Raw genomic sequence first — 18,192 nt, forward strand, 5'->3', positions numbered from 1 at the left:
CCCCCTGAGGGTAGGAGCGAGCCTGCCCGGCCCCGAGACCGGCCACCACCCCAGTGTGACGATGGCCACATCCCCCTCTTCCGCACTCGATGGAACCGGACGGGCCTGTCAGGCTGAGACGACGAATCAGCGACGGCTTCGCCACGTACCCGAAAACCCCTGGGACATCGAGGATGTGAGCTCCCCATGACCGCCCTCACCTGGCTCGGCGGCGCCGGTACCGAGGTCAGCGATCGGCACGAGCGCTCCGGATATCTCGTCACCGGCATCGTGGTCGCCCTGTTCGCGGCGGCGTCGGCGGTGGTCGTCGGGCTGGCGGCGCACGCCGCCCACTGGCCACTCGCGGTCACCGCGATCGCGGCCCTGCTCACCGTCGGCGTGGTCGGGGCGGTGTCGCGGGCGCTGGCCACCGCCTCGGTGCGGCTCGACGGCACCGGCGACGCGACACCGGCGTCCTTGCGCGGCAGCTTCTTCCGGCGCATCGACGGCGCGGCCGCGACCCGGATCGCGATCGCGGTGGTGACCGGGGTGATCGTCGCCGAGCTCGCGAGCACGGTCCTGCTCGGAGGCACCGTGGACCGGCAGCTGGACGAGCGCGCCGGGCGGGCCGTCGACGCGGCGCCGGGCGTGCTGACCGCGCGCGACCAGCTGGACCGGGCCCGCGCCGATCGCACCGCGCTCGACCGGATCGTGGCCCAGGCGCAGGCCGATGTCGATCAGGCCCTGATCGTGGCGCGCTGCGAATACAACCCGACCCCGCAGTGCCCGCAAACCAAGATCACCGGCGTGCCCGGGCGCGGCCCCGAGACCCAGGCCGACACCGCGGCGCTCGACGACGCCCGCGCCCGGCTGACCGCCGCCCAGGGCCGAATCACGCCGCTGGACAACCGGATCGCCGAGCGGCAGCAGGACCTGGACCGCGCCCGCGCGGCGGCCTTCACCGCGGGCGATCGCGGGCTCGGCGCGCGTTGGCTGGCCATGAACGACTACACCGCCGGGCACCCGGGCGCCCTGCTGCTGCGGCTGGCGACGATCGTCGCCGCCGTGGCCGGGGCCCTGCTGCCGCTGCTGCTGCGCCGGTGGCGGGGCGAGACCTCGCTGGACCGGCACGCCACCGCCCGGGCCGTGACCGACCGCGCCGAACAGCACGCCGATACCGCCATCGCGGTCGCCCGCGCCGAGGCGCGGGCCGAGACCGAGAAGCTGCGCACCGAACAGGAATTGGCGGCCGCCCGGCTGACCGCGCACGCCGACACCGCCATCGATCGGGAACGGCAACGCCGCCGCATCGTCGCCGCCATCGGCAATATCGAGATCGGCATCACCGAACCGCAGCGCCGCGCGGTGGCCGAATTCGAGGCCCTCGCGGCCCTCCCCGCCGCGGACATCGAGAGAAAGGACGCCCCCGTGCCCGACGAGCCGCCGGCGAATCTGCCCGCCCCGGTTTCGACCGTCCCCGCGAAAAAGGGTGGTGGACTGGAACTTCCGGTCATCGGCACGGTGCCGTTCACCGACACCGCCGCCCGCTGGATCCGCCCGATGGTCCCCTCGTTCGTCACCTCCGCCCTGGACTCCGCCTTGGACACCGCGACCAGCCCGCTGCGCACCGTGCGCCAGGCATTCGAGGAGGCCGAGGAGATCACCTTCACCCTGCGCCGCACCCGCAAGGTCACCGTCGACACCGCGGATTCACACGGCGGGCACCCTGAACACGTCCCCGCGCAGGCCCTGCCCACCGACCGAAGCGCCGAGCTGTCACCCCGCACGGGTGCGCCCGAACTGGACCATCGGCGTGCGCGCGAGCTCCCACCGGGCGACTCCCGGGGGTAATCCGGATCACAATCCAATCGGGTTGGTGCGCCGTATGTTTCACGTAGAACAGTGGCGGTCGGCTACGCGGTGACCGCGAGCGCCCGCAGCCCGCGGATCGCGAATTCCGGACGTCGCACGGGCTCCGCGGCGAGCTCGAGGGATGGCAGCCGCCGGACCAGTTCGAGCAGTACCGCGGCCACCTCGACCCGCGCCAAGGGCGATCCGAGGCAGTAGTGGATCCCGGCGCCGAATCCGAGGTGCGGATTCGGCGAGCGCGCGATGTCGAGCCGGTCGGGATCCGGGAAGACTCGCGGATCGCGGGCCGCGGCGCCGAGCAGTGCGGCGATCCTGTCCCCGGGCGCGAGCCGATGCCCGGCGATCTCCGTGTCGGCGATCGCGGTGCGCGAGAACATCTGCAGCGGTGGGTCGTAACGGATCAGTTCCTCCGTCGCGGTGGCGGCGAGACCCGGATCGTCGACGAGCCGCAACCACTGATCCCGGTGGCGCAGCAGGGCCAGGACGCCGTTGCCGAGGGTGTGCACGGTCGCCTCGTGTCCGGCCATGAGCAGCAGCGCCGCGGTCGCGACCGACTCGTCGTCGGCGAGTCGCCCACCCGCATCGGTGACCGCCACCAGATCGCTCAGCAGCCCCGGTTCCGGGCGGGCGCGGCGGCGGGCCACCAGATCGCGCAGATAGTCGACGAATTCCGCCGCGGCGCACTCGGCTTCATCGCGTCGAGACTCCGCCACATGGGGTTCGTACATCTTGACGATCGTGTTCGACCACGGCCGCAGCCGAGCGCGATCCGGCTCGGGCACGCCGAGCAGATCGGCGATCACCTCCACCGGCAGCGGCGCCGCGACGTGGTCGAGCAGATCGGCCGAACCGTTTTCGGCGATGGCGGCGCGCAGCCGGTCGACCGCGGCCTCGGCACGCCGGTGGACCGCGGGCCGCAGCCGGTCGACGTGGCCGCGGGCGAATGCGGCCGACACCAGGCCGCGCAGCCGGGTATGCGTCGGCGGCTCGCTCTCCAGCATCGAATGACGGTGCAGGAGATTGAAGTTGGGAAATCGGTCGGCCGGTTGCGCATCGGTCCAGAGCCGTCCGAGCGCCCGATCCCGCAGCACCCGCGCGGCGGCCCCGTGCGAGACCGCGATCGGCAGGCCGAGCCCAGGGTGCGGATGCACCGCGCCGCGCTCGCGCAGCCGCGCGAAGGTGGGGTAGGGATCCGCCAGGAACTCGGGATCCTCCGGATCGAAAGGCGGTTCGTTCGCGCTGGGTGACGGCATCGAGACAGCGCTCATGACCGTCACTGTAGGTGGACAATCGATCGCGGGCTGCCCGGTCCGGGTGGCGGATCGCGCCGAACTGGCTATCGTGACTGCAGGCGAAGGAGGTGGCGCGGTGACTACTCCGGCACAGCCGTCCGAACTCGAGCTGATGCGGCCGCAGACCTTGGGCCGGCTCGCCGAGGACGGCGTGCTGAGCATGGCGGACGTGTCCTATCTGGCCAAGGTCTCCCCCAGCACGCTGTCCCGGCTCTGGAACGACGACTCCTGGCTGGAGCGCGTCTCCGGCGCGACGCTGCAGCAGTTGATCGGCGTGGTGCCGGGGCTGGCCGAATACGTCACCCTCCGCAGCTACGCCAGTCGGCTGACCGCGGCCGCCCGGGCGTGCGGCGAGGCGGGCATCCCGGTGCGCACCGAGGGCCTGCGGGAACTGCTGGCCGCGGGATGCTCGGCCCACCATGTGTCCACGGCGCTGGAGGCGGCGCACAGCGTCATGCGGCTCGATGTCCGGGCCGCGGTGCTGAATCTGTCGCACTGCTGGGGCAATACCCGGGACGCGGCGCTGGAGGCCCTGTTCGTCGGCCCGGGCGGGTTGCTGATCGATCCGCACCCGCTGATCGCGAAGGCGATGCACCTGGTGGACATCCTGGTGCGCGACACCAATTCGCTGCACGCCACCATGGGGTACGGCATCCTGGTGCACAAGCTGACCAAGCTCACCGGCGCGGTGCCCGCCGACGTCTCGCCCGCGGCGCGGAAACGGTCCTCCGCCTTCACCTATCGCAGCGGCGTCATCGGCATCCTGCTGCACGACGACGACGTCGACGCCGCCGAGGCGTACCGGCGCAGCCTGGACAGCAATCCGCTACTGCGCCGCAACGAGCTGTGGTCGATGGCCACCTACTGCTCCGATATTCCGCCCACGCTCGATTTCTCCCTGCCCACCAAGGGAATTCTGTGGCGCACGACGACGGAGATCGTGCAGGATATCCGCGGTCGCAACGATGCCTACCTGCACTACCTGCTGACGGCGGCGATCCCGGTTATGTTGGAGCACGATCCGACGTTCGGACAGAAACGGCCGCTGCTCGTCGAGACGGTGCGCGATCGCCTGGACCGCGACGCCGACCGGCGAACGCGGCGGGCCGGCAACGCGCTGGTCGACCTCATCGGGGAGGTGGGGTCCGGGTGAGAGGTGGACATGCTAGGCGACGAACGAGTGTCCTCGGCCTATGAACGGAACGCGGAGTTCTGGATTCACATCGTGCGCGAGCGGCTCGATCAGTATCAGACCCAGTTGACCGACCCGGCCCTGCTGGCGTCGATCGGATCCGTCGCGGGGCTGCGCGTCCTGGACGCGGGCTGCGGTGAGGGCTATCTGACCCGGGAGCTGGTGCGCCGCGGCGCCGCCCACGGATACGGCGTCGACACCTGCGCGGAGTTCATCGAGGCGGCCCGCGCCCATCCCGAATACTCGGCGGCGTCGAGCACCTTCCTGCACGCCGACGTCGCGGACCTGCCGCTGGCAGACCGCAGCGTGGACCTGGTCGTGGTGAATCGCCTGCCCAACGGAATCGCGGAGCCGGGCAAGCGTTTCCACGAATTCCGGCGGGTGCTCGACCCCGCGGGCCGGTTGATCCTGCTCGGCATGCATCCGTGCTTCTATGCCGCCCGCGCCGAGCGCACCGCGGCCAACTCCTCGGACTTCCCGATCGACGCGTATTTCGGCGTGCGGACCGTCGAGCAGAATTTCAGTGTGGCGGGCACGGTGTCGCCCGCGCCCTCGGTGCAGAGCTTCTACTCGCTGGAGGCGTACATCGGCATGGTGACCGCGGCCGGATTCGCGATCACCGGTGTGCGGGAACCGCATCCGACCGCGGCCCAGCGCCGCGCCGATCCGTGGTGGGACGAGAACTTCAAGCGCCCGCTGTTCCTGTTGCTGGAATGCGTGCCTAACACAGCCCTCGCATAACGCGCAAGACCCTTCCCGTCCGTGAAACCGTGCTGGTCCGGACGCTCGCGGCCCGGCATTGTGAACACAGGCGTTCGACTACTGTCGCGCCCCAGTTCCACAGCGGTGTCCAATGGCGCACACCGCCGTGGTGACGGCGAAGGCTGCGGTCCCGCACCTCGGTCGGAGGGGACGTCGTCACCACGTTCCACAACTCCGGCAGCGCCGTGTCATACGAGGGGTACACAGCGCACGCGGTTCAGTGGGCCGAGGACAGCTCTTCGGCGGGTGTGTCCACCCGGTCGCCCGCGGCGGACTTCCCGCCCGCGGAGCGGAACGCGAAGATCGCCGTCACCAGCAGGATCAGGGCCGTGCCGAGCGCGGCCAGGTGGATGCCGGAGACGAACGCCTCGTGCGCCGACCGCAGCAGGGTCGCACCGGCCTGCGCCGGGAGCTCGTGCGCGGCCGCCACTGCGCCGCCGAGGGATTCGCGCGCCGCGCCCACCTGCGCCTGCGGCACCGCGGACAGATCCAGGCCGTTGCGGAAGACCGCCATCACCACGCTGCCCAGCACCGCCACGCCCAGCGCGATACCGGCCTCGTAGGCGGTCTCGGAGACCGCGGCCGCCGAACCGGCGCGCGCGGCCGGGGCCGAGCCCACCACCAGATCCGACGACACCGTCAGCGCCACACCGACTCCCGCGCCGACGAGCAGGAAGCCCGCCACGAACGGCGTCACCGACGCCGCGGGATCGGCGCGCAGCCACACGAACAGCGCGGCGCCGAGCGCGGCCACCGCCAGCGCGCCGCCGAGCACCCGACCCGGCCGCCACACCCGCACCAGCCACGCCGAGGTGAGCGCCGCGACCATGCTGGCCAGCATGCCGGGCAGCAGGAGCAGCCCCGCGTCCAGCGGCGAACGGCCCAGCACCAATTGCAGATACTGCGAACCGAAGAACAGCACACCGGCCAGCGCGAACACCGCGAGCAGATTGGTCAGCACGGCCGTGCGGAACCGCGGCAGCGCGAACAGCCGCAGATCCAGCATCGGATCGGCCAGCGTGCGCTGGCGCCGCACGAACAGCACACCGGCGAGCACACCGACCGCCGCCACGCCGAGCTTGCCGAGATCCATGCCGTGCGCCGCGATCTCCTTGACCGCGTACACGATCGGCACCAGCGCCAGCATCGACAGCCCCGCGCTGAGCAGGTCGAAGCGGCCCGGATTCGGATCGCGCGACTCCGGCACCAGGATCGGCCCCAGCATCACCAGCACCACCATGACCGGCAGGTTGATCAGAAACACCGAACCCCACCAGAAGTGCTCGAGCAGCCAGCCGCCCAGCAGCGGGCCGAGCGCCGCACCGCCGCCCGCCATCGCGCTCCACACCGCGATCGCGGTGGTGCGCTGGCGCGGATCGGTGAACATGGCGCGGATCAGGCCGAGGGTGGCAGGCATCAAAGTCGCGCCCGCGACACCCTGCAGCACGCGGGCCGCGATCAGCATCTCCGGGCTCACCGACCAGGCCGCGACCGCCGACGCCACACCGAATCCGGCGGCGCCGAGCAGCAGCAACCGGCGCCGGCCGATCCGGTCGCCCAGCGTGCCCATGGTGACCAGCAGGCCCGCGAGCACGAACGAGTACACGTCGATGATCCACAGCAGCTGCGGCGTGCTGGGGGCGAGGTGGGCGCTGATGGCGGGGACCGCGATGTCGAGCACGGTCGCGTCCACGGAGATGAGCAGCAGGGCCAGCACCAGAACGCCGAGCCCGGCCCAGTCCCGGGCGGAGGCCCGGCGCGGGGTCGCGACGACGCGGGGGGTGTCCATGATCCTTCTCGACTTCCGTCTTGTTTTAACCGTCTGGACGGTACAGTAACAGAATTACCGTCCGGACGGTACAGTGAGCGCCGTGACGACGACCACCCGCGATCGCATCCTCGACGCGCTCGAGACCCTGCTGCTGGACAAGGGCGCCTCCCAGGTCACGCTGGAGAACGTGGCCGCGGCCGCCGGCGTCTCCAAGGGTGGGCTGCTGTATCACTTCAAGAGCAAGGACGCGCTGCTGACCGGCCTGGTGCGCCGCCTCGGCGAGCGCTCGGAGCGGCAGCTGGAAACCGCCGTGGGCCAGGGCAAATCGGTGGCCGAGTGGTATCTGCAGAGTCCGAATCCGGACAACGAGTCCGACGCGCTGGAGCTGGCGCTGTACCGCTCGATGATGGCGGCCATGCGCACGGTCGACGCGCACGGCCACGGCGAGCGCGCCGACGACGCCGACGCCATGCAGCGGGCCCTCACCGAGGTGATGCGGTCCTGGCACGACGGCCTGGACGCCGAGATCGGCGATCCGGTGCACGCCGAGATCATCCGGCTGGTCGGCGACGGTGTGTACCTGCGCGCCCTGCTGGCCCTGCCACCGGTGGATCCGGAACGCTACCGCGCGGTGGTGGCACGCCTGCTGCAGCGCTGAGCACAACCGGCCGAATCGCCGCCCGGCCGGATAAACTCGGGCGCGTGTGTCCAGCCGCCGCCGACGGGTTCGGACCGTCCGTGCCGCCGGACGGAGAATCGATTCCGATCCGGCCGCTGCACTTCCGTGAGCTGCTGGATCTGCCGTTCGCCCTGATCCAGTCGCGCATCCGGGCGCTGGCCGGGCTGATCGGCGCGGGCTGGCTGATCGCCGCGGTCGCGTCGTTCGCGCTGACCGCGCTCGGGGCCGTCGCCACGCACGGCTCCGATACCGGAACCCTGTGGTCGGCAATCGTTTCCGTGGCGGTGTTCGCGTGGCTGCTGCGCTGGTACATCCGCGGGGTGACCGTCTCGATCGGGCTGGGGCAGGTGTTCGGCGGCCCGCTCGCCTGGCGCGGCGCGGTGGCCGGGCTGGGCGCGAATTTCGGCCCGCTGCTGCTGGATCGGCTGATCTACAGCGTGCTCGGCGTCGGGGTGCCGGTCCTGGGGGCGCTGCTGGTGATCACCCTGCCGCCCGCGCTGGCCTGGCTGGCGCGGCTGCGCGCGGCCCGGCTGGTGGCGATGCCCGCGCTGGTCGCCGAGTCGGTGCCCTACCGCGCGGCCGTGGCGCGGGCGAAAATGCTTGCGGGCGGCGCGCAATGGCGGCTGGCCGGGCTGTGGCTGGCGCTGCGCGGGCTGGTGTGGGTGCTGGCGGTGCCGCTGCTGGGGATTCCGCTGTTCTTCTCCGATGTCACCGGCACCCGGCGCTGGACGGTGACCGCGCTGATCATCGGCTGGGTGTTGCTGATCGTGGCCCTGGCCGAGGCGGTGGAATCGGCCGCGGCGGTGGTGGCCTACGTCGATCGGCGCTGCCGCCGCGAGGCCCTCGATATTGCGATCCCGGTGTCCGACAACGGATTCGCGGGAGCGCCCCGATGACCGACGCCGAGCGGCCGGAGCCCGCCGCGGACCGGCCCGATGCGCCCGCTCCCCCGCCACCCGCGCTCGGCCCGGCGGGCGGGCACCGCGCGGCGGCCGAGGCGGCGGCCGCGCGCCGGGATTTCGACACCGCGCTGCGGGAGCGCTTCCGCGCGGTGGTGCGCGGCCTGGAGCAGGGCGGCCTGCTGCAGGTGCGACGGTCGCGGACCGCGGACGAGACCGCCGACGCCGCGGTCCACGCCGCACCCGCCGACACCGCCGAACTACCCGGCGCGGCACGGACATTCGACGAGGTGGTCTACGGCGGCCGGGCCGCCACCGCCGACGAGTACCGGCGGCTGGCCGAGGCCGACCTGTTCTCCGGCGCCCCGCCCCCGCCGCCGGAACCGGTCGAGACCGCGGCGGCCGAGCGGGGCCGACGGTGGCGACCGCCGCCGCTGCCCCCGCTGCCGAAGCTGCTGCGCGATCCGCGCTTCTGGGCCGCGGTCGGCGGCGCGGTGCTGCTGGCGCTGATCGTCTATCTGCTGCTGCGACTGGGCTCGGCCCCGAAAGCGCCACCGGCGCACCATGTTCCGTCGCCCGGCGCGCCTCCCGAGCCGGGTCGGCCGGATTTCGGCGAGGGCCGCAAGTCGATCTTCCAGCAGGCCCCGCCCTGGCTGGCCTACGGTGGCCTGCAGTGGCTGATCTGCGCCGGGATCGTGGTGTGGTGGCGGGCCCGGCGGCGCGGCGCGCTGGTCGGCGAGCCGCGCCCGGTGGAGGTTCCGGCGAACGAACTGCTCGCCGGGCAGGCCGCGCTGTACCGCAAGGCCCGCGACCACACCTACGTCGCGGGCAAGCTGCGGGCGGCGACGCTGCGACGGATCCGCCCGGCGCTGGACCTCGCCGCGGACGCGCCGCCGGACCGGGTGGTCGGCGCGGTCGCCGCGCGGCTACGCTCCGATCCGATCCCCGTGGGGTCGGCACTGTTCGGCCCGGTGCCGGACGAGGCGACACTGCTCTGGGTCGCGGCACAACTGGACCGGATCGAATCGGAGGTCGGATGACGCACACGGACACCACCCCCACGCCGACCGCCGAGGACGCACACCGGGCCTTCGGCGCGCTGCGGGCCGAGATCGGCAAGGCCGTCGTCGGCAACGACCAGGCCGTCCTGTTCCTGGTGCTGGCGCTGCTGTGCCGCGGTCACGTGCTGCTGGAAGGCGTTCCGGGTGTGGCGAAGACGCTGCTGGTGCGGGCGCTGGCGACGGCGCTGGAGCTGGAGCACACCCGGGTGCAGTTCACCCCCGACCTGATGCCGGGCGACGTCACCGGTTCGCAGGTCTACGATCCGCATTCGGCCGAGTTCACCTTCCGCCGCGGGCCGGTGTTCACGAATCTGCTGCTGGCCGACGAGATCAACCGCACGCCGCCGAAAACCCAGTCGGCACTGCTGGAGTCGATGGAGGAGCGGCAGGTGTCGGTGGCCGGGATCCCGCAGCCGCTGCCGGATCCGTTCGTGGTGGTGGCCACCCAGAACCCGATCGAGCAGGAGGGCACCTACCCGCTGCCCGAGGCGCAGCTGGACCGCTTCCTGTTCAAGGTGAACATCCGGCTGCCCGAGCGCGACGACGAATTCCGCATCCTGCAGCGGCACGCCGCCGGTTTCGATCCGCGCGATCTGGCCGCGGCGGGACTGCGACCGGTCGCCGGGCCCGCCCACCTCGCGGCCGGGCGGGCGGCGGCGTCGGAGGTGACGGTCGCCCCCGAGGTGCTCGCCTACATCGTGGACCTGTGCCGGGCCACCCGCGCCTCCCCGGCCGTCCAGCACGGCGCCTCGACCCGCGGCGCGACCGCGCTGCTGGCCGCGGCCCGCGCCTACGCGTGGTTGATCGGCCGCGGCTTCGTCATCCCCGACGATGTGAAAACCGTTGCGGTGGCGGTGCTCCGGCATCGGCTGCAGCTGCGCCCGGAGGCCGAGCTGGACGGGGCGACCGCCGAGGGCGTGATGTCCTCGCTGCTGCTGTCGGTCCCGGTTCCGGTGTAGGCCGTGGTCGTCACCGGTCGGCTGGCCGTGGTCGCGGCCGCGGCGGCGCTGATCGCCACGCTGCTGGTGCCGTCGTGGCCGGGGGTGGCCGCGCTGACCGCCCTGCTGGTCGCGCTGATCGCCGTCGACGTGACCGCCGCCGGGCGCGGCACGGAGCTGGAGCTGTCGCGGCCGGAGCTGACCAGCGTGCGCTCGGGCCGCCGCGCCGAGGTGGAGCTCACGGTGGTCAATCCGGGTCCCCGGACCGTGCGCGGAATGCTGTGGGACGCCTGGCCCGACAGCGCGGGGGCGGTGCGGCGCACCCATCGCCTGCTGCTGCCGCCGAATACCAAGACGCGGCTGACCACCACGCTGGCGCCGGAGCGGCGCGGCGACCGGGTGGCCGGTCCGGTGACGCTGCGCCTGTTCGGCCCGCTGGGCCTGGCCGGTCGGCAGGTCCGCCGTGCGGTGCCCGCCCGGGTGCGGGCGCTGCCGCCGTTCCACAGCGAACCGGCGCTGGCCTCGAAGCTGCGGCACCTGCATCGGCTGGAGGGGCGCACCGTGGTGAACATGCGCGGCCAGGGCTCCGAATTCGATTCCTTCCGTGAGTATGTCGCGGGCGACGACGTCCGGGCGATCGACTGGCGGGCCACCGCCCGCGCCGCCGATGTGCTGGTGCGGACCTGGCGGCCGGAACGCAATCGGCACCTGATCCTGGTGCTGGACACCGGCCGTGCCGCCGCGGGCCGCATCGGCGAGGGCACCCGGTTGGACGCGACCATCGAGGCGGCGCTGCTGCTCGGCGGCCTGGCCGCCGCCGCGGGCGACACCGTCGACCTGCTCGCCTACGACCGGCAGGTGCGCGCCGAGGTGCGCGGCGCGCTCGGAAAGGCCCTGCAGCCCAGGCTGATGCACGCACTGTCCGGCGTGGTCCCCGCCCTGGTCGACACCGATGCCCCCGGCCTGGTGCGCGCCACCCTGGCCCGCGCCCGCCGCCGCAGCCTGGTGGTGTGGTTCACCAGCCTGGACGGCGCCCTGATCGAGGAGAATCTGCTGCCGGTCCTGCCGGTCCTCACCCACCGCCACCGCGTCCTGCTGGTCTCGGTCACCGACCCCGAGTTGACCGCGGCCGCCACCCACCGCGCCACCCCCACCGAGATCTACACCGCGGCCGCCGCCGAAACCCTGCTGGCCGAACGCGCCCTGACCCGGGAATCCCTGCGCCGCAAAAACATCGACGTCATCGCCGCCGCCCCCGACCGCCTCCCGACCATCCTGGCCGACGCGTACCTGGAGCTGAAGCGGTCCGGCGGCATGTGACCCGCTCCGCCCGGTCGTTCCGGCACGCAACCCGTCGTTCCGGCACGCAACCCGTCATTCCGGCATGCAACCTTCATTCCGGCACGCAAACCCGTCATCCCGGCACGCAAACCCGTGATTCCGGCATGCTTTTGGCCGGAATCCACCGGCAGCCGGTCAGATTGGGTGGTGCCAAGCGAGATTCGACGGAGGTACCGGCATCGGATAGCCGGGTGCGGGTGGTGGGGTGGGCAGGTCGAGGGCGCGGCGCTGGCGTTCGGCGAGGAGGGCGCCGAGCAGGTGGACGGGCGGACAGCCTGCGGGCGCGACGATATTCAGGTCTCGGCAGACCGTGGTGGCCAGGTCGTGGCCCAGGCTCTGCTGAACCTGCGGGGTGAGGGTGGGGCAGCGGGTGAGGTACTGGCGGATGGGCAGGGCCAGGTCGTCGGACAGGCCGGACAGGTCCAGGCGCCGGGTCCACTCCGCGAGCCAGGGCGGGGCGACGGCCAGGGCCGGGTCCGGCAGCCGGACGCGGTCGTGGATGACGACGGTGTCGGCCAGGATGTCGCCGACCCGGCGGGCCCGCGGCGAGCACAGCGAGGTGATCACCGCGATCGCCCCGAATCCGCCCAGCACCCAGAAGTCCACGATCAACCCGGCCAGCCCGCGGGTGAGCGCGTGCCGGAAGTCGACGGGTCCGCCGTCGCCGCGGACCACCCGCAGCCCGAGCGCCAGCTTGCCGACGGTGCGGCCGCGCAGCAGGGTCTCGCAGACCACCGGATACCCGGCCCCCACCGCGACGATCATGATCAGCGCGGCGGCATCGAGCCAGGCGCCGTCCAGCTCGGACTGGAACAGCAGCCCGAGAATCCAGATCAGCAGCAGCCACGCCACGGTCAGCTGGATCAGCAGGTCGATCAGAAATGCCGCGGCCCGCAGGGGAATCCGCGCGATCGGCAGCTCGAGGGCGACGGCCTCGCCGGTGGTGAAAACGGCCATACTGCCGCTCAGCCTACGGGCTCGGCCGGGTCGACGCGGCCGTAGCATGGTGCGCGGGAGGCAACCGATGGATGTGGACGCGTACGCCTATGCGCACCGGCGGTCCTGGGACCGGCTCGACCGCCTGGCGCGGCAGCGCCGCCTGTCCGGCCCGGAGGCCGACGAGCTGATGGCGCTGTACCGGCGGACCTCCCAGCAGCTGGCCCGCCTGCAGTCGCACGCCCCCGATCCCGAGCTGATCGGCGGCCTCAGCGCGGTGCTGGCCCGGGCGCGCGGCCGGGTGCTGGGTTCGCGCGTCGACGCCTGGCGCGAGGTGGGCCGATTCTTCACCCACCGTTTCCCGGCGGCGGTGTATCGGGCGTGGCGCTGGTGGGTCGCGGTGAGCGCCGTGTTCGTCTGCGTCTCGGCCGGTTTCGCGATCTGGGTGTCCGGCTCCGGCAATGCCCGGCAGCTGCTGGGGCTGCCGCGCGACACCGAGGACCTCACCGGCCCCGGCGGCGCGTTCGAGAGCTACTACTCCGATCATCCGCACGACGCCTTCGCCGCCCAGGTGTGGACGAACAATGCCTGGGTGGCGGCGATGGCCCTGTTCAGCGGCCTGCTGGTGCTGCCCGCGCTGCTGGTGCTGTTCGGCAACGCGTTGAACGTCGGGGTCTCGGCGGGCCTGATGGCCGATGCCGGACGCCTGGATTCGTTCTTCGGCTTCCTGCTGCCGCACGGGATGCTGGAGCTGACAGCGGTTTTCGTGGCCGGGGGCGCGGGCCTGAAGCTGGGCTGGACGCTGATCGATCCGGGCGGGCTGAGCCGGGCCCGGGCGCTGGCCCGGCAGGGGCGCGCCACGGCCACCATCGCGCTGGGTCTGGTTGCGGTGCTGCTGATTTCGGGCCTGATCGAGGGCTTCGTGACGCCGAGCGGATGGCCCGCGCCGGTCCGGATCGGCATCGGGCTGCTGGCCGAATCGGCATTTCTCGCCTATGTGTTCGGACTCGGCCGCCGGGCGGCGCGGGAGTCGATAGTTACCGATCGGCGCATCGCGGGTTGATCGGGCCGCGCGCGGGCCGCCGAAAGGCGCTGCGCGGAATTTCGAATGCGGCGGGAGAGCCCCGATTTGAGAGCCACTGGCCGCAGCGAGTCCAGCTCAGCTGCGGCCAGCGTTGGCTCCAACTCTACACAATCGTTATCGCCATGCAACCCACCACACGCTGCGCGGGCGTATAAGACTTCGGCCGAAACCCGCGGTCGGGCACCGTTGTTCGACGCGTACGGCAAATTCGTAGCACCCATTGTGTCGGCCGCCGGACGCCACCGATCGCGAATCCGCCCGATCCCTCCCCTTCACCCGATTTCCCATCCCGCAATCGACCCAAGTGGCAACATTTCAGATTTGCGGATTTATCACGAGAATCCCCTCCGCCCCACTCCGGGCGGCTACGAACTGGCCGTTTACCGTTTCGTCACCTGATGACCAAGCGGTTGCCAACGGTGAAACAGACCCAAAGTTTGTTATCAGCCGTCTATACAAGATCGGCGTTCAGCAATACACGGAAGTTGTCGTACGTCCACCCATTTACCTGCGGGTCAATACCAACCGGGATGCGTATAACACCGCCCGGCAACCCCGTCGGAGCCCCTTTCCGACCCCACCCGACCTGTTCCAAGTGAGACGAAGGTCACATCGAATCCGGGAACGAGTCCGGTCCGGCGGTCACCCGATGCGCAGGATTCCGCTGGTCGTGCCCTGCAGAATCCGACCATCCCGGGTGATGAGCGGCGCGGTCTGCAGCGGATCCTCGAGCATGGTGCCGGGCAGCGGGCTCCGCGCCGCGACCGCGCCCGTCCGCGCGTCCACCGCGGTGGACTCGAAACCGTCCAGCGGCATGGTGTTCCCGGGACCGACCCGGGCCACGGTGTAGATCAGCCCGTCGGCGGCCGAGAGCATCGGCACCGCCGAGGAACGAATCGTGTTCTCCCACACGGTGTGACAGCCGTCGGGGCCGACGTCGACGCGGGTCATGCCGCCGGTGAACGGGGCGGTCGGCGGCACGGCGGGCCCGGCGCCCTCGGGCAGCGCCGGATACGGATAGCCGTAGGTGCTCGCCACGACCACCGTCCGGCCGAGGCCGATCGGCGCGTTCTCGGTGCCGGGCCCGCCGCGGGTGAGCACCGGTTGCGAGCACACCGGTTCCCCGGTGCCGGAACGGAATACGAGCAGGTTCGCCGCGTTCGCGGCATTGTCGACGATGGCCACGTAGTCGGCGCCGGTCTCGGGGCCGAAGTAGACGGGCGTGGCGCCGGTGCCCCAGCTGAGCTGACCGGGTTTGCGGCCGGGACCGCGATCGTAGGCGGCGCGCCAGTCGACGCGCGGCGCGCCGGACCCGTCGGCCGTCAGCTCGTAGAGCGCGAATGTCGTTGCGACGGCGACCCTTCCGTTCGGGGTGGCGGAGATGCTGTTGGCCACCTCCTCCCCCGCGGGCAGCGCCAGGCCGGTCACCCGCCCGGCGGGATCGACCCGGCCGACCACCGCGTGCGCGGTCGCGAACCACACCGCGCCGGTCGAATCCGGCACCAGCCCCACCACGCTGTCGTTCCCCGGCACCACCCCGGACAGGTCGACCGAATCGGCGATGCGCAGGCTCCAGCGGCCCGCCGCGTCCCGCTCGTGCGCGACCCGGATCAGCTGCCGCCGACCGTCGACCACCACGAGCCGGTCGGCATTGTCGAGATAGGCGTATACGCCGCCGAGCAGTCCGCCCGGCACCAGCGGCAGCGCGGCCAGCGGGGCGCCGAGGCCGAGCGGCCCGGTGGCGGCGGGATCGATCAGATAGACCGTCGGCGTTCGCCCGGCGACGGCGGTGCACAGCGCGACGACCAGTCCGTCGGAGCCCTGCATGATGGTCGGGCAGGCGGCGGCCAGCGGATATACGGTGGCCGCGACCGGTCGCGCGCCCGGGCCGGGCCGCGGGACGGCGTCGGAGGAACCGGCGTCGGCGTGCATGGTCGCCGAGCCGAGCGGACCCAGATACGGATTCGGCGCGGCGAACGGGCCCCACGCCGGGGCGGCCCGCGCGGTGGCCGCGACGCCCAGGACGGTCGAGACGGCGAGGGCGGCCACGGTCGCGGTCGCGCGGGCGGGGAGTCGAGCCATCGTCCGATCCTGTCTCGAGCATTTGCACAGGTTGGCGCCGGGCACGGGCGAGTCGTCTCGGGGCATTGACGGCTCCGGCGGCGAGACTCGCTGCCCGCCAATGGGTCCGAGAGTATAACTAGTCGGTATCGATGCGTGCTGCCCGGCGAGCGGCCAAGATATCGACGTGCGGACGAAATTCTCCTCGGAGCTGGCGGCGCTGACCGGTGCGCTGACCCGCCTGGCCGGGCTGGCCCGCGATGCGACCGAGCGCGCGGCGGTGGCCGTCGCCGAGGCCAATCTGACGGTCGCCTACGAGGTGTTCGCGGTCGGGGAAGAGCTACAGGCCCGCTACGGCGACTGCGAGAACCGCGCGGTGATCCTGCTGGCCCTCGAGGCCCCGGTGGCCCGGGATCTGCGGCATGTGGTGAGCGCGATCCAGATTGCCGACGATCTGTCCCAGCAGGGGTCGCTGACCACCCGCATCGCCGACAGCGTGGTGCGCCGCTACCCGGATCCGGTCGGGCCGCCCGGGGTCGTCGCCCTGCTCGGCGAGATCGGCCGCGGCACGGCCGAATTGACCGCGGCCGCACACCGCGCCATCGCCGCGCACAATCCGGCGCCGGGCCAGATGCTGGTCGCACCCGACGCCGCCCTGCCCGAACTGCATCAGCGGGTGCTGCGGCTGATCGCGGATCCGGAGTGGTCGCACGGCAGCGCCATGGCCGTGGATCTCGCGCTGCTCGCCCATCATTTCGAGCGTTGTGCCGAACACAGCGTGCGGATCGGGCGGCTGATCCAGTTCTTCCACACCGGAACCCCGCTGTCCGCCCAGCCGGACCAGTCGTAACAGCTGGGTCAGGACGCGAGGAGGACCGGCAGCTCGGCCAACCCGTGCGAGCGCCACGAATGCCGGTATGTCAGTTCGGCTTCCGGAATCGCCAGGCGCAGGCCGGGGTACCGGGCGAACACCTCCGGCACGACCGCGTCGACCACCAGGTCGGTGATCTGCGCGCCCAGGCAGTAGTGCGGACCGCGACCGAACATGAGGCCGGGCCGGTCGCCGCGGGCGGGATCGGAGTCGGCGCCGAACAGCGACAGCAGCACGGTGTCGCCGCGGGCGATGGCGGCATCGCCGAGGACCAGGTCGGTGGTCGCGAAGCGGCGCAGCGCGAACGGCAGCGGGTTGGCCCGCTCGATCAGCTCGGCCCGGCGACGCGGCCAGTCCGCGATATCGGCGGTGGTGAGCAGGGCGGCAATCAGGTTGCCGCACAGATACACCGCGTTCTCCAGCCCCGCCAGCATCATCAGGAAGGCGAGCGAGACCAGTTCCTCCTCGCTCAACGCGCCGTCCTCGTCGCGGGCGCGCACCCACCCGCTGATCAGATCCTCGCCCGGCGCGCGGCGCTTGGCATCCACCAGATCGGTGAATGTGGTTGTGAGCCAGCCGATCGCGTCCCGCAGCCGGACCGCGGACTCGGGCACGGAGGCATCGAAGGTGACCATGGCCCCGACCGCGTCCCGCAGCCCCGGCTGCAGGTCGACCGGAACGCCGAGCAGGCTCCCGAGCGTGAGCGCGGGCACCGGGATGCACAGCGCGGCCATGAGATCCACCGGGCCGGTGGGCGATTCGGGCAGCGCCGCGAAGACCGACCGCGCGATCGTGGCGACCGCCCGCGCCAGGCTCGCGCGCGAGTGGTGGGAGAAGGCGGGCGCGGCCAGGCGGCGGACGCGGGCGTGTTCCGCGCCGTCCATATTTCCCAGATTCCGGTCCAGCGCGGGCGGCAGCGCGAATCCGGCGTAGCCGCCGCCGGAGTGCCGCTTGTCCAGGCTCAGCCGCGGATCGGCGAGCAGCGCGGCGACCTCGTCGTAGCCCGCGACCACCCAAACCCGATGCCCACCCGGCAATTCCGCCTCGTGCACCGCACCGCGCCACCGCGCATGCTCGTCCCAGCGCGTGCGCGCCCCCACCCCGATCGCCTGCACCCGATCCGCCATCAACCGTCCTTGTCGCCGTTCGCTTCCGGAGAATAGGAGTCGATGCGCCCGACATGTCAAGCCGCATGAACAGCCTCGGTCGTCCGGACCGGTCGGCGAACCGGCGGCACGCCCGGCACTGCGAGCGACACTCCCGAAGTGACCAGGAAAACAAGAAAGCCGCGGACCCGAATACTTCCGTGGTCCGCGGCTTCCCGCTATCTGTGGGCGAAGGGGGATTCGAGCACCTCACGGACGGCAACCGTGCCACGATCGTGTATTCGAGTAGCTCGAATATGGCGTGCCCGCATGGATCATGTCAAGCAGTCACGTAGATCGATTCGTAACCTC

Annotated in this window: 15 protein-coding genes; 10 read left to right on the plus strand and 5 right to left on the minus strand. The window is 72.0% G+C overall.

Annotation, left to right across the window (positions count from 1 at the left end; all coding sequences use genetic code 11):
• Window positions 1-186: 186 nt before the first annotated feature.
• Entirely contained in the window at window positions 187-1,830 is a 1,644-nt protein-coding gene (locus tag HPY32_RS18145; protein ID WP_067579617.1) for a DUF4407 domain-containing protein, read from the plus strand.
• 62 nt (window positions 1,831-1,892) lie between these two features.
• On the opposite strand, the gene HPY32_RS18150 is transcribed toward HPY32_RS18145, so the two are convergent.
• The gene (locus HPY32_RS18150) at window positions 1,893-3,116 is read right to left on the minus strand and encodes a cytochrome P450 (protein ID WP_082870698.1); all 1,224 of its coding nucleotides are present in this window, start codon (window positions 3,114-3,116) and stop codon (window positions 1,893-1,895) included.
• Between the two features lie 100 nt (window positions 3,117-3,216).
• Between HPY32_RS18150 and HPY32_RS18155 the strand changes: the two genes are divergently transcribed.
• Both HPY32_RS18155 and HPY32_RS18160 read left to right on the plus strand, forming a co-directional pair.
• Window positions 3,217-4,293 (plus strand): hypothetical protein, encoded by a 1,077-nt coding sequence (locus HPY32_RS18155; RefSeq protein ID WP_156673989.1) that lies wholly within the window; start codon window positions 3,217-3,219, stop codon window positions 4,291-4,293.
• Window positions 4,294-4,302: 9 nt separating this feature from the next.
• Entirely contained in the window at window positions 4,303-5,073 is a 771-nt protein-coding gene (locus HPY32_RS18160; protein ID WP_067584811.1) for a class I SAM-dependent methyltransferase, read from the plus strand.
• Window positions 5,074-5,311: 238 nt separating this feature from the next.
• Here the strand turns inward: HPY32_RS18160 and HPY32_RS18165 are convergent, their stop codons facing one another.
• Complete coding sequence (locus HPY32_RS18165) at window positions 5,312-6,883, minus strand: MFS transporter (protein WP_067579615.1); 1,572 nt, start codon at window positions 6,881-6,883, stop codon at window positions 5,312-5,314.
• A gap of 82 nt (window positions 6,884-6,965) precedes the next feature.
• On the opposite strand from HPY32_RS18165, the gene HPY32_RS18170 reads away from it, so the two are divergent.
• Genes HPY32_RS18170 through HPY32_RS18190 form a run of 5 tightly spaced genes read left to right on the plus strand, consistent with a single transcriptional unit; the run spans window position 6,966 to window position 11,762 of the window.
• Entirely contained in the window at window positions 6,966-7,523 is a 558-nt protein-coding gene (locus tag HPY32_RS18170; RefSeq protein ID WP_067584808.1) for a TetR/AcrR family transcriptional regulator, read from the plus strand.
• Between the two features lie 44 nt (window positions 7,524-7,567).
• Window positions 7,568-8,440, plus strand: coding sequence for a hypothetical protein (locus HPY32_RS18175; protein ID WP_231951365.1), 873 nt, complete (start codon window positions 7,568-7,570; stop codon window positions 8,438-8,440).
• Complete coding sequence (locus tag HPY32_RS18180) at window positions 8,437-9,483, plus strand: DUF4129 domain-containing protein (RefSeq protein ID WP_067579614.1); 1,047 nt, start codon at window positions 8,437-8,439, stop codon at window positions 9,481-9,483. The genes HPY32_RS18175 and HPY32_RS18180 overlap by 4 nt, the downstream gene beginning before the upstream one ends.
• Window positions 9,480-10,463, plus strand: a complete 984-nt coding sequence (locus HPY32_RS18185) for an AAA family ATPase (protein ID WP_067579612.1) — start codon at window positions 9,480-9,482, stop codon at window positions 10,461-10,463. The genes HPY32_RS18180 and HPY32_RS18185 overlap by 4 nt, the downstream gene beginning before the upstream one ends.
• Window positions 10,464-10,466: 3 nt before the next feature.
• Entirely contained in the window at window positions 10,467-11,762 is a 1,296-nt protein-coding gene (locus tag HPY32_RS18190) for a DUF58 domain-containing protein (RefSeq protein ID WP_067579610.1), read from the plus strand.
• Window positions 11,763-11,918: 156 nt separating this feature from the next.
• On the opposite strand, the gene HPY32_RS18195 is transcribed toward HPY32_RS18190, so the two are convergent.
• The gene (locus HPY32_RS18195; RefSeq protein ID WP_067579609.1) at window positions 11,919-12,740 is read right to left on the minus strand and encodes an RDD family protein; all 822 of its coding nucleotides are present in this window, start codon (window positions 12,738-12,740) and stop codon (window positions 11,919-11,921) included.
• A 67-nt stretch (window positions 12,741-12,807) separates the two neighbouring features.
• Here HPY32_RS18195 and HPY32_RS18200 point away from each other — a divergent pair, with 67 nt between their 5' ends.
• Window positions 12,808-13,782: a stage II sporulation protein M gene (locus HPY32_RS18200; protein WP_067579608.1), complete on the plus strand. Its 975-nt coding sequence runs from the start codon at window positions 12,808-12,810 to the stop codon at window positions 13,780-13,782.
• 663 nt (window positions 13,783-14,445) lie between these two features.
• Here the strand turns inward: HPY32_RS18200 and HPY32_RS18205 are convergent.
• Complete coding sequence (locus HPY32_RS18205; RefSeq protein ID WP_067579606.1) at window positions 14,446-15,885, minus strand: SMP-30/gluconolactonase/LRE family protein; 1,440 nt, start codon at window positions 15,883-15,885, stop codon at window positions 14,446-14,448.
• Window positions 15,886-16,051: 166 nt separating this feature from the next.
• Here HPY32_RS18205 and HPY32_RS18210 point away from each other — a divergent pair, with 166 nt between their 5' ends.
• Complete coding sequence (locus HPY32_RS18210) at window positions 16,052-16,714, plus strand: phosphate signaling complex PhoU family protein (protein WP_067579605.1); 663 nt, start codon at window positions 16,052-16,054, stop codon at window positions 16,712-16,714.
• A gap of 8 nt (window positions 16,715-16,722) precedes the next feature.
• Here the strand turns inward: HPY32_RS18210 and HPY32_RS18215 are convergent, their stop codons facing one another.
• Window positions 16,723-17,862: a cytochrome P450 family protein gene (locus tag HPY32_RS18215; protein WP_067579603.1), complete on the minus strand. Its 1,140-nt coding sequence runs from the start codon at window positions 17,860-17,862 to the stop codon at window positions 16,723-16,725.
• Window positions 17,863-18,192 lie beyond the last annotated feature (330 nt).

Origin of the sequence: Nocardia terpenica (genome assembly GCF_013186535.1) — a bacterium.
GTDB lineage: Bacteria > Actinomycetota > Actinomycetes > Mycobacteriales > Mycobacteriaceae > Nocardia > Nocardia terpenica.